Origin of the sequence: Lysobacter sp. Hz25, assembly GCF_046097045.1 — a bacterium.
GTDB classification, from domain to species: domain Bacteria; phylum Pseudomonadota; class Gammaproteobacteria; order Xanthomonadales; family Xanthomonadaceae; genus Lysobacter; species Lysobacter antibioticus_B.
Map to the genome: position 1 here is coordinate 394,147 of NZ_CP175666.1, position 12,638 is coordinate 406,784.

Consider the following 12,638-nt stretch of genomic DNA (forward strand, 5'->3'; position numbering starts at 1 on the left):
AGTCGAGACACGAGCCTGGCGATGGCCAGGCATGAACTTTATCGTTGTCGTCGCAACGCACCGGCGCGGCCACGATTGATGACAAACGTCATACGGATACGACGCAGATTTCGCTGCGATCAGAGCGTCGCCCAGAGCTGGCGCGCTTCGTGCGCGATCACTTCCGGAAACTCTTCGGGGTAGAACAGTTTCGCGCCTTCGATGAAGCGGATGCCGCGCGAGTTCGGGAACAAGCGGTCCAGGTAGTGCGGGCTGGCCGGCGAGAAGATCGTGTCGCCGGTGCCCCAGACGATCCGCACCGGTTGCGTGCAGCGCTTCAGTGCCGCCTCGATGCCGGCGAGCGGGTTCGGGTCCAGCCCCATCGCATAGGCGTCGGTGAGCTGCACGCGTTGCGGCGTGCTGACCAACGGGGTGAAGTAGGTCTCGATCGCTTCGTCGCTCGGATGATCGGGATAGGTGAAGCACTGTACGCCGATGCCCTTTTCCGAACGGGCAAAGGCATGGTCGGCCAGTTGCGGCGGAAACGTTTCCAGGGCGAAGCGGCCGCGCCGCGCGGCTTCGATCACCGGCACCACCGCGGCCGGCGGGCTGTCGTTCTCGACGTCGCAGTTGGTCAGCAGCATGCTGCGCACGCGCTGCGGATACTTGACCAGGAACATCTGCGCGACCGCGCCGCCGCTGTCGTTGGCGATCAGGTCGACGCTGTCGATGCCGAGCCGGTCGAGCAAGGTCGCGAGCATGTCGACCTGCGCGTCCGGCGCGACGCTCTGGCCTGCGGCGACCCGCGTATAGCCCAGGCCCATGAAGTCGGCGGCGATGCAGCGGCGGTACGGCGCCAGATAGGCCATCGCGCCGCGCCACTGGAAGCTGTTGAGCGGGAAGCCGTGCAGGAACAGGGCCACGGGCCCCTGACCGCGCTCGACGTAGGCGATCTCGCCGAACGAGGTCGCGACGAAGCGGCGCGCGGCATGGAACGCGGCCGCGTTCCACGGCGCGGTATCGGCGGCGGTGGCGCCGGCGCCGGTCAGGCCGGTGGCGCAAGCGCCGAGCAGGCCGACGCTGGCGGCGCCGACGCCGAGTTGGATGAAGGTTCTGCGGTTCATGTCGTCTCCCAGGCCCGGTCGGGCGTTTCGATGGGAGGCGATGATCGAGATCGGCAGTCATGCCGGCAATGACGTCGCAGGTGCAATCTGCATGACCTGCGAGGTCATGGTTTTGACCGAAGCCGGCTCCTATCATGGCCGCATGAACATGGCCCTCGCTACGAATCCGAAGACCGGCCCGCGCAACCAGAGCGTCGGCGCGCTGCTGCGCGAGTGGCGCGCGGTCCGGCGCTGGAGCCAACTGGACCTGGCCCTGGACGCGGGCGTATCGGCCCGTCATCTGAGCTATGTGGAGACCGGCAAGTCGCAGCCGAGCCGCGAGATGATCGTCAAGCTCGCCGACGCCCTCGACATGCCGCTGCGCGAACGCAATGCGTTGCTGGTCGCGGCCGGCTTCGCGCCGAAGTACCCCGAGACCGCGTTGGCGATGCCCGAGTTCGCCCAGATCCGGCGCGCGATCGAATTCATCCTCAAGCAGCAGGAACCGTATCCGGCGTTCCTGTTGAACCGGCACTGGGACGTATTGATGGCCAACGAGGCCGCGGTGCGCACCAATGCCTTCGTCATGCGCGGTCGCCCGAACCGCCACGCCAACATGATCCGGCAGTTCTTCGACCCCGAGGATCTGCGCCCGGCGGTCGCCAACTGGGAAGAGGTGGCCGGCGAGCTGATCCGTCACCTGCATACCGCGGTCGCGGCTACGCCCGGCGACAGCGCGGCGCGCGCCTTGCTCGACGAAGCCATGGCCTATCCCGGGGTGCCGAGCCATTGGCGCCGGCGCCAGTTCGATGCGGCACCGTCGCCGCTGCTCACCACGATCCTGCGCCGCGACGAACACGAGCTGCGGTTCTTCTCCACCATCACCACCTTCGGCACCCCGCGCGACGTCACCATCGACGAGTTGCACGTGGAATGCTGTTTCCCGATGGACGAGGCCACCGCGCAGCTGTGCCGCGCCCTGCAGGATGGTTCGCTCGGGGCCTGAATCGGGCGCGGGTCCGGTGGCCGCGAGCGGCCTGATCGCCGCGATAGCGATGTAAGGCAACCAAATGGTTGCATTTCGCTGTCGGCGGGACTAGCCTTCGGGTCGGAGGTACGACCATGAACGCATCCACCGATCGCATCGAGAAGCAGATCCTGCTCAAGGCGCCGCGCTCGCGGGTCTGGCAGGCCTTGGCCGACGCCGAGTCTTTCGGCGAATGGTTCGGCGTCCGCCTCGAAGGCCAGCGCTTCGTGCCCGGGCAGACCACCCAGGGCTACATCACCTATCCGGGCTACGAGCACCTGTTGATGCAGGTCGAAGTCCAGCGCGTCGAGCCCGAACGCCTGCTGTCCTTCCATTGGCATCCCTACGCGGTCGATGCCGAGGTCGACTATTCGCAGGAAGCGCCGACCCTGGTCGAGTTCACTCTCGAAGAGGTCGACGGCGGCACCCTGTTGCGCGTAGTCGAGTCCGGTTTCGACCGCGTGCCGGCCTCGCGCCGCGACGAAGCCTTCCGCATGAACAGCGGCGGCTGGGACGAGCAGATGAAGAACATCGAGCGCTATGTCGGCTAGGGCCGCGTTGAAAGCGCCGACGCTGCGCAAGTCGGCTTTGTCTAAATCGGCCTTGTCTAAATCGGCCTTGGATAAATCGGCACGGGTCTTCGCCGCACTCAGCGACGAGACCCGCCTACGCTTGGTCGTGGCTTTGTGCGCGGGCGGTGCCATGTCGATCGCGCAACTCACCGGCGGCACCGACATCAGCCGCCAGGCGGTGACCAAGCATCTGCAGGTCTTGGCCGAGGCCGGCCTGGTGCGCGACCTCAAGGCCGGGCGCGAACGCTTGTGGGAGTTCGAGCCCGCGCAACTGGACGAGGCCCGGCGCTCGCTCGATGCGATCTCGCAGCAGTGGGATCAGGCCTTGCTGCGGCTTAAATCCTTCGTCGAAGACTGAAGCCCCGAGGCCGCCGACGCTTGCCGGCGCAACGCCGGCGGCGCCGGTTATCGCTCCATCAGATCGCGCGGCGGCAGCCCGTGCTCGCGGCAGTAGCGCTCGTATTCGGCGCGTTGGGTTTCGGCGGTGGCGCGCATCCGCACCACGTCGCCGGGGCCGAGGAATTCGACCGCGCCCATAACCACGACCAGGGCGATCATCGGTTCGTCGCCGACGATCTTCCACCAATCGGTATTGCCCGGGGGCTCATAGACGTAGTCGCCGGGGCCGATCAGCTCGCCGGTGCACAACAGCCGGCTGCCGCTGAGGTTGTAGGCATGGATCTCGCCGGTGTGGCGGTGCAGCGGCATGACCACGCCCGGGTCCATGCGCAGCAGTTCGACGAAGCCCTGGTCGTCGGCGAGGAAGCGCAGAGGTTTGGCGGCCTTGCCCGGGGTCGAGGACGGAATCCACGGCAGGTCGGCGCTGGTGCTGAAACGTGCGGGCAGATAATCGTGCAAAGCATCGAGTCCGTGCGGCATCGGGTATTCCTCGGAGGATAGGGAAGGCAGCCAGGCGCGGCCGGCTCAGCCGGCGACCGCGGCGAGGAAGCGATCGAAGGAGTCGTCGACCGCCTGGCGGCCGCCGCCGATGATGTTGCGGCCCCAGGTGTAGCCGTAGACGTCCTCGAATGCGTAGCTGGCGACGCGTTCGCGCATCGCCCGCACGTCGCTGGGTTTCATCGGGATGTAGTTGGGATAGCTGTACATGAAGGTCACGTGGCGGCGGTCGAACACCACCTGCAGCGCATCGCCCGGGAACAGCGCGCCGCCGTCGCGCGGGCCGCGCTTCCAGTGCAGCGCGGTGCTGCCGGGGAAGTGGCCGCCGCAGCGGATCAGGGTGACGTCCTCGGAGAGTTTGTGTTCGTCGCCGTTCCAGTAGCGGATGCGTTCGGAAGGGCGTTGCACCCATTCGCGATCGGCTTCGTGGATCAGGATCGGCACGCCGCCGAGCGCTTCGCTCCACTCGACCATCGAGGCGTAGAAATGCGGATGCGAGATCGCGATCAGGTCGACGCCGCCGCGCGCGCGCAGCTCGGCCACGGCCTCGTCGGTGACCAGGGCCAGGCATTCCCACAGGATGTTGCCGGCGTCGGTCTGCAGGTACGCCGCGCGCTGGTCGATCGCGAACGCCGGCGCCAGGCCGATGCCGAGCACGCCGGCATCGTCCTCGAGCCGCAGCGTATAGCGTTGCGCCAGCGCTTCGTGGGTGGTCCAGCGCTGGCCCTGCCAGCCGACGTACTGGCGATCGTCTTCGCAGATCGGGCAATGCGCCGGCACGCCGGCATGAGGGGCGAACTGGGTGCCGCAGGTTTCGCAGATCGGCAGGGACATGGCGGACCTCGTGGCGGTGGGCTGTGCGGGCGTGCGACGAGTCAGGACTTCGCGTTCGTCGCGCCCTGGTTGAACAGGACGTTTCGCGCTTCCTCCGACAGCACCGGCGCCTTGGTGTACGGGTCGTCGATGCCGGCGTAGACGCGCTGGGTGGCCGGACGTGCGGCGATGCTCTGGAACCAGCGCTGCAGGTGCGGGGTCGCGGCGAGGTCCTGGCCGAGCCCGGCGTGCGGCACGATCCACGGGTAGCAAGCGATGTCGGCGATCGAATAGGCGTCGCCGCCGAGATAGGCGCGGTCGGCGAGGCGGCGGTCGAGCACGCCGTACAGGCGCTTCACTTCCTGGGTGTAGCGCTCGATCGCATACGGCAGCGGCTCGGGCGCATAGACGCGGAAGTGACCGGCCTGGCCGGCCATCGGGCCGAGCCCGGCCATCTGCCAGAACAGCCACTGGGTGACTTCGAGGCGGGCGCGGGCGTCCTCGGGCAGCAGCAGGCCGGTCTTCTCGGCGAGATAGAGCAAGATCGCGCCCGACTCGAACACCGCCACCGGTTCGCCGCCGTCGCGCGGGGCGTGGTCGACGATCGCCGGGATCTTGTTGTTCGGCGAGATCGCCAGGAACTCGGGGGCGAACTGCTCGCCGGCCGAAAGCTGCACCGGCACGACCCGGTGGGCCAGGCCGGACTCTTCCAGGAACAGGCGCAGCTTCAAGCCGTTGGGGGTCGGGCTGTAGTAGAGGTCGATCATCGGCAGGGGCTCGTCTGGGAGGGGTAGTGCGGCGGCGTCGTGCCGCTTCCATGGACTCAGCTTAGGAGTACTCTGGCGCCCTGAATGAGCCAAAACGGTGATATTTCATGGGGCCAGTTTTCCCGTTTCCTCTCGCCCTGCCGGACCGCGGCCAAGGCACCCTGACCCAGGAACTGCACCACCAGCTGCGCTCGGCGATCCTCGACGGCCGCCTCGCCGCCGGGGCGCCGCTGCCGGCGACGCGCCAGGTCGCCAGCGAGCTCGGCATCGCCCGCAACACCGTCGTCACCGCCTACGACCTGCTGATCGCCGAAGGCTATGCGCTGCCGCGCAAGGGCGCGAAGACCGTGGTGGCCGACGTCGCCGGACGTCGCGAACGGCGCGCGCCCTCGCATCTGGAGCAGGGGCTGGAAGACCCACGCCTGAACCCGCTGTGGCGCACGCCGTTCATGCGTCCCGCGCCGCCGCGCAGCCTGCCGGAACGCTGCTTCCGCCTCGGCATTCCCGACCATCGCCATTTCCCGCACGATGTCTGGCGGCGTTTGTCCGCGCAGAGCCTGCGCGAATGGTCGAAGACCCATTTCAGTTATCCGCCGTCGGAAGGCATCCCGGCCCTGCGCGAAGCGATCGCCCAGCACGTCGCGTTCGCGCGTGCGGTCGCCTGCGCGGCCGACGACGTCATCGTCACTTCCGGCGCGCAGCAGGCCTTCGATCTGCTCGCGCGCTTGCTGGTGACGCCGGGCGTGACCCAGGTGGCGGTCGAAGAGCCGGGCTATCCGCCGGTGCGCGCAGCCTTTGCCGCCGCCGGCGCGCGCCTGGTGCCGATGCCGGTCGACGACGAAGGCCTGTGCGTGGAGCGCCTGCCCGAGGACGTGCGCGTCATCGCCGTCACCCCCTCGCACCAATCGCCGACCGGCGTCGCCTTGTCGTTGCGCCGGCGCAAGGCGCTGCTGGAGTTCGCCCGCACTCATCATGCGGTGGTGATCGAAGACGATTACGACGGCGAGTTCCGTTTCGGCGGGCGCCCGCTCGACGCGCTGCAGACGCTGGATCGCGACGCCTTGGTGTTCTACGTCGGCACCTTCTCCAAGAGCTTGTTCCCGTCGCTGCGCAAAGGCTTCGTGGTCGCGCCGGCGTGGGCGCGCGATGCCCTGATCACGGTCAAGCAATGCGCCGATTCGCATTGCGACACGATCACCCAATCGGTGCTCGCGGCCTTCATCCGCGACGGTCATCTCGCCCGGCACGTGCGGCGCATGCGTTCGATCTACGGCGAGCGCCGCGACGCCCTGCTCGACGGCCTGCGCCGCGAACTGCATCCGTGGCTGGAGCCGATTCCGTCGGAAGCGGGGCTGCACCTGGCCGCGCGCATCCGCGACCCCGGGCTGGCGCCGGCGATCCTCGCGCGCATGCTGCGCCACCTGCCCGGTGCGCAGTCGGTCGGCGACTATGCGATCGGCGCCTTGGAACGGCCGGCACTGACCTTCGGTTATGGCGTCATCGATGCCGACGAGATCGCCCCGGCCCTGAAGCGTTTCCGCCGCTCGCTGGAGGAACTCGGCGACGCCTGATTCCGGCTCAGGCGGGAGCCACCGGGATGAAACAGCGCGGCTTCATCCGGCCGAAGTCGGTCCTGCGTTCGCTGCGCACGCGCGGATTCGGGTCGAGCACGCAGCCGCCTTCGTCCGAGTGCAGATAGACCACCCAGTGCCAGCTGCCCTCGCGGCGGTTGGGATTGATGCCGGCGATGCCGCTGCGATCGAGCGCATCCCATCGCGCCAGGCGGCGTTCCGGCCCCGCGCGCAGGCCGAGCAGCTTGAGCATGCGCCGCAACTGTCTGGCGTCGCTGAAGTAGGCATTGCGCACCGTGCGCGCTTGGTCGCCGCGGCCTACGACCCGATCGTGCGGGCCGACGCCGAGCCGGCGCGCCAGCACTCGCGCCTGCGCATAGCCGATGCCGCCGAGCATCGCCACGCAGGCCAGGCCGCAGCCGGTGGCGTCTTCCTGGGTCTTTCGTCGGATCACGGGCAGTCCGGGGCGGGCGGCGTCGCCTCACTGTAGTGGCGCGCCGGCCGCAGGCGCGAGCAGGGCTGCGGGGTGAACCTTCGTCCGGATCGGGGGTCGAAGCCCCGGTCGCCGCTCTCGGCCCGGCGCCGGTTTTGCGATCTGGGACCCCAGTCCTGATGGAATGTGCGCCCGGATCAGGCCGATGGTGGCGTTTCGCCGCGCCGGTTCAGGCAGCCGACGGTGCCACGGGCGGATATTCGAGTGCCCGGGTCCTGGGCTGAATGGCGCCGGCGGCCGGTTCGCTTTAATAAGTTATTAATTACAAAGGGTATGTTGATGTCCGCGCCGCCGTCTCATCGGTCCGGCGCTCCGCCGCCCGGGCCGGTCAAGGCCCGGTCGCCCGTTCCAGTACCGCAACACTGTGGAACTTTCCCCACCTTTAGCAGTCATATATCGCGACTGCTAAGATGACCCCCATGACCTCTATCGCCCAATCCACTGCTCTAGTCGCCAACAACCTGCCTGTGCCCAGCGCGCTCGGTTCGCTGGACGCGTATATCGGCGCCGTGCACCAGATCCCGGTGCTCAGCGTAGAAAACGAGCAGGCGCTGGCGCGCCGCTTCCGCGAAGGGGAAGACCTCGACGCGGCCCGTGAACTTGTTCACTCCCACCTGCGCTTCGTCGTCCACGTGGCCCGCGGCTACAACGGCTACGGTCTGCAGATCGGCGACCTGATCCAGGAAGGCAACATCGGCCTGATGAAGGCGGTCAAGCGTTTCGACCCCGACCAGGGCGTGCGTCTGGTCTCGTTCGCGGTCCACTGGATCCGCGCCGAGATGCACGAGTTCATCCTCAAGAACTGGCGCATCGTCAAGGTCGCCACGACCAAGGCGCAGCGCAAGCTGTTCTTCAACCTGCGCAAGAGCAAGACGCGCCTGGGCTGGATGAACGCCGAGGAAGTGCGCCTGGTCGCCAAGGACCTCAACGTCTCCGAGCGCGAAGTGCTGGAAATGGAATCGCGCCTGTCCGGCCGCGACATCGGTTTCGATGCGCCCTCCGACGAAGACGACGATCATGCGCCGCCGTCGCCGGCCGCGTACCTGCGCGCGAGCGATGAAGATCCGTCGCAGTCGTACGAGCGCGAGGACGAGGAAGACAACCAGCTCGGCCTGCTGCGCGAAGGCCTCGCCGGCCTGGATGCGCGTTCGCGCGACATCATCAAGCGTCGCTGGCTCGATGCCGACAGCAAGATCACCTTGCAGGAACTGGCCGACGAGTACGGCGTCAGCGCCGAGCGCATCCGCCAGATCGAAGCCAATGCCCTGAAGAAGATGCGCGGCCTGTTCGTCGCCTGATCGGCCACCAGCAAGCTTAGCGACGACGGCCCGGGAAACCGGGCCGTCGTCGTTTGCGGCGCCGCAAACGGCTGCAGCGTTCGCGACCGCGCAGCGCAAGAAGCGGATATCGCCGCGCGCGCGCGGCATCTAACTTGGGGCCCTGTCTTCCAGGGAGTTACCCCATGTCTCGCTACCGCATCGCCGGCCTGTCGCCGGAACCCTTCGCCACCCTCGGCGCGCTCGACGACGCCAGCCTGCGCGCCCACGGCATGCGCCGCATCGTCGCCGACTCGCCGAACGGCTACCCCTGCCGGATCAGCCTGGCCGACGCCGCGCCCGGCGACTCGGTGTTGTTGCTGACCTTCGAGCACCACGCCTGCGATGGCCCCTACCGTTCCAGCGGCCCGATCTACGTGCGCGAGGGCGCCGCCCAGCCGAGCGTGTACGAGGATGCCCTGCCGCCGTTTCTGCGCACCCGCCACCTGTCGCTGCGCGCCTACGACGCCAACGGCTGGATGCGCGGCGCGCGCGCGATCGATGGCGCCCAGGCCGATGCGGTGTTGGCCGAGCTGCTCGACGATCCGGACACGACCGAAGTGCACGCGCACAATGCCCGCACCGGTTGCTTCATGTGCCGGATCGATCGCGTCTGACGCGAGCTTGCAGACAGCCACCGAGTCCGCGGTAAACACGAAGGGCGCCGCGAGGCGCCCTTCGTCGTCGTTACCGCTGCAGCCGAGGGATGCACGCGCACCGCGTCGCCCGCCTGTCTTCATGACGGCGGTGCCGGTGGATCGGCGCGGGCGGGCTCGCCGGTGCCGAAGATGATGCGGGCGTGGCGTTGGTAGGTGAAGTAGGCCCACGACCAGTTGAGCATCACGATCAGCCGGTTGCGGAAGCCGATCAGGAAGAACACGTGCGCGGCGAGCCAGAACACCCAGGCGGCGAAGCCGGAGAACTTGAAGCCACGCAGGTCGACCACCGCGGCGCGGCGGCCGATGGTGGCGAGGTTACCGAAGTCGACGTAACGGAAAGGTTCGAGCGTGTGCCGATCGAGACGTGCGCGTATCGCACGCGCGACGTAGGCGCCCATCTGCTTGGCGCCCGGCGCGACCCCGGGCACGGGCTGGCCGTTGGCTTGCTTGACGCTGGCCAGATCGCCGGCGACGAAGATCTCCGGATGCCCGGGCACGCTGAGGTCGGGTTCGACCAGCACGCGCCCGGCGCGATCGCGCGGCGCATCGAGCAGGGCGCCGAGCGGCGAGGCCGCGACGCCGGCCGCCCACAGCACCGTGCGCGACGGCACGACCTCGGCGCCGAGTCGGTAGCCGCGCGCGTCGATCGCGGCGACCGGGGTGCCGGTGGCGACTTCGACCCCGAGTCGCTGCAATTGCGCGCGGGCTTTTTCCGACAGCGATTCGGGAAAGTTGGCGAGCACGCGCGGGCCGGCTTCGATCAAACGCACGCGCGCCTGTGCCGGGTCGATGCGGCGGAACTCGCGGCGCAGGGTCTTGCGCGAAATCTCGGCGAGGGTGCCGGCGAGTTCGACCCCGGTCGGGCCGCCGCCGACCACGGCGAAGTGGAGCCAGGCCGAGCGTTCTTCCTCGGTTTCGGCCGCTTCGGCGCGTTCGAAAGCGAGCAGGACGCGGCGGCGGATGTGCAGGGCGTCGTCGAGGGTCTTCAGGCCGGGCGCATCGTCGGCCCATTCGTCGTGGCCGAAATAGGCATGGGTCGCGCCGCTGGCGAGCAGCAGGTAGTCGTAGTCGATGACGTCGCCGCCGGCGAGGCTCACCTGGCGCGCGTCGGCGGCGATGCCGGTCACTTCGCCCAGGCGCACTTCGACATTCTTCTGATTGCGCAGGATGTGGCGCAAGGGCGCGGCGATGTCCGGCGCCGACAGGCCGGCGGTCGCGACCTGGTACAGCAGGGGCTGGAACAGATGATGGTTGCGACGGTCGATCAGGGTGATGCGCACCTCGGCCGAAGCCAGGGCGCGCGTCGCCCACAGACCGCCGAACCCGCCGCCGACGATGACGACGTGCTTGCGGGAGTCGCTCATGGCGATGGAGCCTCGATCAGCTGAGATGGCGGGTGAGCAGGTCTTCGAGCTTGCGCTGGTCGGCGGCGAACCGGCGGATGCCGTCGGCGAGCTTGTCGGTCGCCATCGCGTCCTCGTTGTGCTGCCAGCGGAACCCGGCCTCGTCGAGCTTCGCGCCCGGCGCGGCGCGCTGGCCGTCGTCGTTGAGCGCGCGCGCGACCGTGTCGTGGCCGGCTTCGAGTTCGCCGAGCAACTCCGGCGAGATCGTCAGGCGGTCGCAACCGGCGAGCGCGAGCACTTGCCCGGTGTTGCGGAAGCTCGCGCCCATGACCACGGTGGCGTAGTCGTGGCGCTTGTAGTACTGCCAGATGCGCGCGACCGACTGCACGCCGGGGTCGTCGGCGGGCGTGGCTGGCTTGGGCGTGCCGTTGGCGAGGTGCCAGTCGAGGATGCGGCCCACGAACGGCGAGATCAGGTACACGCCGGCCTCGGCGCAGGCCACGGCCTGGGCGAACGAGAACAGCAGGGTCAGGTTGCAGTGGATACCTTCGCGTTCGAGCTGCTCGGCGGCGCGGATGCCTTCCCAGGTCGAGGCGATCTTGATCAGCAGGCGCTCGCGGCCGATGCCGGCCTGGTCGTACAACTCGACGATGCGACGGGCCTGGGCCAGGGTCGCTTCGGTGTCGAAGCTCAGGCGCGCATCGACTTCGGTGGAGACGCGGCCCGGGATCAGCTTGAGGATTTCGCCGCCGATCGCGACGGCCAGGCGCAGCCCGGCGTCGCCGACGCGCGCGGCGGTGTCGGCGCCTTGCGCCGCGGCGACCGCGGCCTCGATCAGCGGTGCATAGGCCGGCAAGGCCGAGGCCTTGAGCAGCAAGGAGGGGTTGGTGGTCGCATCGAGCGGACGGAAGCGGGCGATGGCTTCGATGTCGCCGGTGTCGGCGACGACGGCGGAGAGTGCGCGCAGTTGTTCGAGCTGGTTGGTCATGGGGGTGGGGTCATGTCGTGTCGTTAGGGTCCCCGCCATTCTCACTGATCGAGGTTAGCGCGTCATGACCGTGGCGCTCGTTTCGGCGCCGGCACGGCGTCGAGGCACTGACGGCGGGGTTGCGCTAGGCTGGGCCGCGACAGGGCCGGGACCGGCCCGCAGGGGAATCGCATGGCCGCAGAGGAAAAACGCATCGCGCTGCTGATCGACGCCGACAACGCGCCGGCGGCGAAGATCGACGTGATCCTGACCGAGGTGGCGAGCTACGGCATCGCCAACGTGCGCCGCGCCTACGGCGACTGGAAGAGCCCGAACCTCAAGAGCTGGGAAGCGGTGCTGCACGACTACGCGATCCGGCCGATGCAGCAGTTCGCCTACAGCAAGGGCAAGAATGCCTCCGACATGGCGATGGTCATCGATGCGATGGACTTGCTGTATGCGCGCAACCTCGACGGTTTCGCGATCGTCTCCAGCGATGCCGATTTCACCCCGCTGGTGATGCGCCTGCTGACCGAGGGCGCCAAGGTCTACGGCTTCGGCGAGCAGAAGACGCCGGAGCCCTTCGTCAACGCCTGCTCGAAGTTCACCTATGTCGAGGCCCTGGCCCAGCCGGCCAGCGTCGACGGCGTGCCCGACGACAGCGCGGCGACGCCGGTGCGCAGCGCCAAGGACCTGCGCAGCGATACGCGCCTGGTGCAGATGCTGCGGCGCGCGGTCGACGCCGCCGGCGGCGACGACGGCTGGTCGCGGCTGGCCACGATCGGACAGCAGATCGGCAACCAGGCCTCGTTCGATCCGCGCAATTACGGCTACCGCAAACTCAGCGACCTGATCGAGGCGATGGGCCTGTTCGAGATACGGCGCGACAACCTGACGGTGTGGGTACGTGACAAACCCAAGGGCGGCGCGAAGAAAGCCGCCGAGAGCAAATCGCCGGCGAACAAACCGGCGGTCAATCCTGCGCCGGCCAACCAGCCTGCCGCGAACAAAGCGCCTGTGAACAAGCCAGCGGCGAGCAAGCCGAAGGTCAAGCCCAAGACCTGATGCCGGCGCGAGCCGCGACCGCGAATCGTGGGCGGCGACGTTCTTCCATTGACGGCGTCGAACCCC

At 68.5% G+C, this 12,638-nt stretch carries 14 protein-coding genes; 7 read left to right on the top strand and 7 right to left on the bottom strand.

The window, feature by feature from the left end:
* Positions 1–119: 119 nt before the first annotated feature.
* Positions 120–1,103, bottom strand: a complete 984-nt coding sequence (locus tag ACKN61_RS01570) for an alpha/beta fold hydrolase (RefSeq protein WP_408951993.1) — start codon at positions 1,101–1,103, stop codon at positions 120–122.
* A 142-nt stretch (positions 1,104–1,245) separates the two neighbouring features.
* On the opposite strand from ACKN61_RS01570, the gene ACKN61_RS01575 reads away from it, so the two are divergent.
* The 3 genes from ACKN61_RS01575 (at position 1,246) to ACKN61_RS01585 (ending at position 3,039) form a co-directional block, all read left to right on the top strand.
* The gene (locus ACKN61_RS01575; protein ID WP_408951994.1) at positions 1,246–2,088 is read left to right on the top strand and encodes a helix-turn-helix domain-containing protein; all 843 of its coding nucleotides are present in this window, start codon (positions 1,246–1,248) and stop codon (positions 2,086–2,088) included.
* Between the two features lie 116 nt (positions 2,089–2,204).
* Positions 2,205–2,660, top strand: a complete 456-nt coding sequence (locus tag ACKN61_RS01580; RefSeq protein WP_408951995.1) for an SRPBCC family protein — start codon at positions 2,205–2,207, stop codon at positions 2,658–2,660.
* Positions 2,650–3,039 (top strand): ArsR/SmtB family transcription factor, encoded by a 390-nt coding sequence (locus tag ACKN61_RS01585; protein ID WP_408951996.1) that lies wholly within the window; start codon positions 2,650–2,652, stop codon positions 3,037–3,039. Before ACKN61_RS01580 ends, ACKN61_RS01585 begins: the two co-directional genes overlap by 11 nt.
* A gap of 47 nt (positions 3,040–3,086) precedes the next feature.
* On the opposite strand, the gene ACKN61_RS01590 is transcribed toward ACKN61_RS01585, so the two are convergent.
* Genes ACKN61_RS01590 through ACKN61_RS01600 form a run of 3 tightly spaced genes read right to left on the bottom strand, consistent with a single transcriptional unit; the run spans position 3,087 to position 5,158 of the window.
* Positions 3,087–3,560: a cupin domain-containing protein gene (locus ACKN61_RS01590; RefSeq protein ID WP_408951997.1), complete on the bottom strand. Its 474-nt coding sequence runs from the start codon at positions 3,558–3,560 to the stop codon at positions 3,087–3,089.
* A 45-nt stretch (positions 3,561–3,605) separates the two neighbouring features.
* Positions 3,606–4,412, bottom strand: coding sequence for an MBL fold metallo-hydrolase (locus tag ACKN61_RS01595; RefSeq protein ID WP_408951998.1), 807 nt, complete (start codon positions 4,410–4,412; stop codon positions 3,606–3,608).
* A 41-nt stretch (positions 4,413–4,453) separates the two neighbouring features.
* Positions 4,454–5,158 carry a glutathione binding-like protein gene (locus tag ACKN61_RS01600; protein WP_408951999.1) on the bottom strand — a complete coding sequence of 235 codons (705 nt, stop codon included), beginning with the start codon at positions 5,156–5,158 and terminating at the stop codon, positions 4,454–4,456.
* A 107-nt stretch (positions 5,159–5,265) separates the two neighbouring features.
* Here ACKN61_RS01600 and ACKN61_RS01605 point away from each other — a divergent pair, with 107 nt between their 5' ends.
* The gene (locus ACKN61_RS01605) at positions 5,266–6,729 is read left to right on the top strand and encodes a PLP-dependent aminotransferase family protein (protein WP_408952000.1); all 1,464 of its coding nucleotides are present in this window, start codon (positions 5,266–5,268) and stop codon (positions 6,727–6,729) included.
* A 7-nt stretch (positions 6,730–6,736) separates the two neighbouring features.
* On the opposite strand, the gene ACKN61_RS01610 is transcribed toward ACKN61_RS01605, so the two are convergent.
* Positions 6,737–7,183, bottom strand: coding sequence for a hypothetical protein (locus ACKN61_RS01610; RefSeq protein WP_408952001.1), 447 nt, complete (start codon positions 7,181–7,183; stop codon positions 6,737–6,739).
* Positions 7,184–7,641: 458 nt separating this feature from the next.
* On the opposite strand from ACKN61_RS01610, the gene rpoH reads away from it, so the two are divergent.
* Positions 7,642–8,520 carry an RNA polymerase sigma factor RpoH gene (gene rpoH, locus ACKN61_RS01615; RefSeq protein WP_031373242.1) on the top strand — a complete coding sequence of 293 codons (879 nt, stop codon included), beginning with the start codon at positions 7,642–7,644 and terminating at the stop codon, positions 8,518–8,520.
* Between the two features lie 164 nt (positions 8,521–8,684).
* Positions 8,685–9,155 (top strand): DUF1203 domain-containing protein, encoded by a 471-nt coding sequence (locus ACKN61_RS01620; RefSeq protein ID WP_408952002.1) that lies wholly within the window; start codon positions 8,685–8,687, stop codon positions 9,153–9,155.
* Positions 9,156–9,274: 119 nt separating this feature from the next.
* Here ACKN61_RS01620 and ACKN61_RS01625 read toward each other — a convergent pair whose 3' ends face one another.
* Positions 9,275–10,561, bottom strand: a complete 1,287-nt coding sequence (locus tag ACKN61_RS01625) for an NAD(P)/FAD-dependent oxidoreductase (RefSeq protein WP_408952003.1) — start codon at positions 10,559–10,561, stop codon at positions 9,275–9,277.
* A gap of 16 nt (positions 10,562–10,577) precedes the next feature.
* Complete coding sequence (gene tal / locus ACKN61_RS01630) at positions 10,578–11,528, bottom strand: transaldolase (protein WP_408952004.1); 951 nt, start codon at positions 11,526–11,528, stop codon at positions 10,578–10,580.
* 171 nt (positions 11,529–11,699) lie between these two features.
* Here tal and ACKN61_RS01635 point away from each other — a divergent pair, with 171 nt between their 5' ends.
* Positions 11,700–12,572, top strand: a complete 873-nt coding sequence (locus tag ACKN61_RS01635) for an NYN domain-containing protein (RefSeq protein ID WP_408952005.1) — start codon at positions 11,700–11,702, stop codon at positions 12,570–12,572.
* Positions 12,573–12,638: the final 66 nt, after the last annotated feature.

Bases quoted from the DNA above. Each gene is read 5' to 3' on its own strand.
- ACKN61_RS01635 (WP_408952005.1), top strand. From the start codon at position 11,700: ATGGCCGCAGAGGAAAAACGCATCGCGCTGCTGATCGACGCCGACAAC.
- ACKN61_RS01570 (WP_408951993.1), bottom strand. From the start codon at position 1,103: ATGAACCGCAGAACCTTCATCCAACTCGGCGTCGGCGCCGCCAGCGTC.
- ACKN61_RS01605 (WP_408952000.1), top strand. From the start codon at position 5,266: ATGGGGCCAGTTTTCCCGTTTCCTCTCGCCCTGCCGGACCGCGGCCAA.
- ACKN61_RS01625 (WP_408952003.1), bottom strand. From the start codon at position 10,561: ATGAGCGACTCCCGCAAGCACGTCGTCATCGTCGGCGGCGGGTTCGGC.
- ACKN61_RS01595 (WP_408951998.1), bottom strand. From the start codon at position 4,412: ATGTCCCTGCCGATCTGCGAAACCTGCGGCACCCAGTTCGCCCCTCAT.
- ACKN61_RS01580 (WP_408951995.1), top strand. From the start codon at position 2,205: ATGAACGCATCCACCGATCGCATCGAGAAGCAGATCCTGCTCAAGGCG.
- rpoH (WP_031373242.1), top strand. From the start codon at position 7,642: ATGACCTCTATCGCCCAATCCACTGCTCTAGTCGCCAACAACCTGCCT.
- ACKN61_RS01585 (WP_408951996.1), top strand. From the start codon at position 2,650: ATGTCGGCTAGGGCCGCGTTGAAAGCGCCGACGCTGCGCAAGTCGGCT.
- ACKN61_RS01620 (WP_408952002.1), top strand. From the start codon at position 8,685: ATGTCTCGCTACCGCATCGCCGGCCTGTCGCCGGAACCCTTCGCCACC.
- ACKN61_RS01590 (WP_408951997.1), bottom strand. From the start codon at position 3,560: ATGCCGCACGGACTCGATGCTTTGCACGATTATCTGCCCGCACGTTTC.
- ACKN61_RS01575 (WP_408951994.1), top strand. From the start codon at position 1,246: ATGAACATGGCCCTCGCTACGAATCCGAAGACCGGCCCGCGCAACCAG.
- tal (WP_408952004.1), bottom strand. From the start codon at position 11,528: ATGACCAACCAGCTCGAACAACTGCGCGCACTCTCCGCCGTCGTCGCC.
- ACKN61_RS01600 (WP_408951999.1), bottom strand. From the start codon at position 5,158: ATGATCGACCTCTACTACAGCCCGACCCCCAACGGCTTGAAGCTGCGC.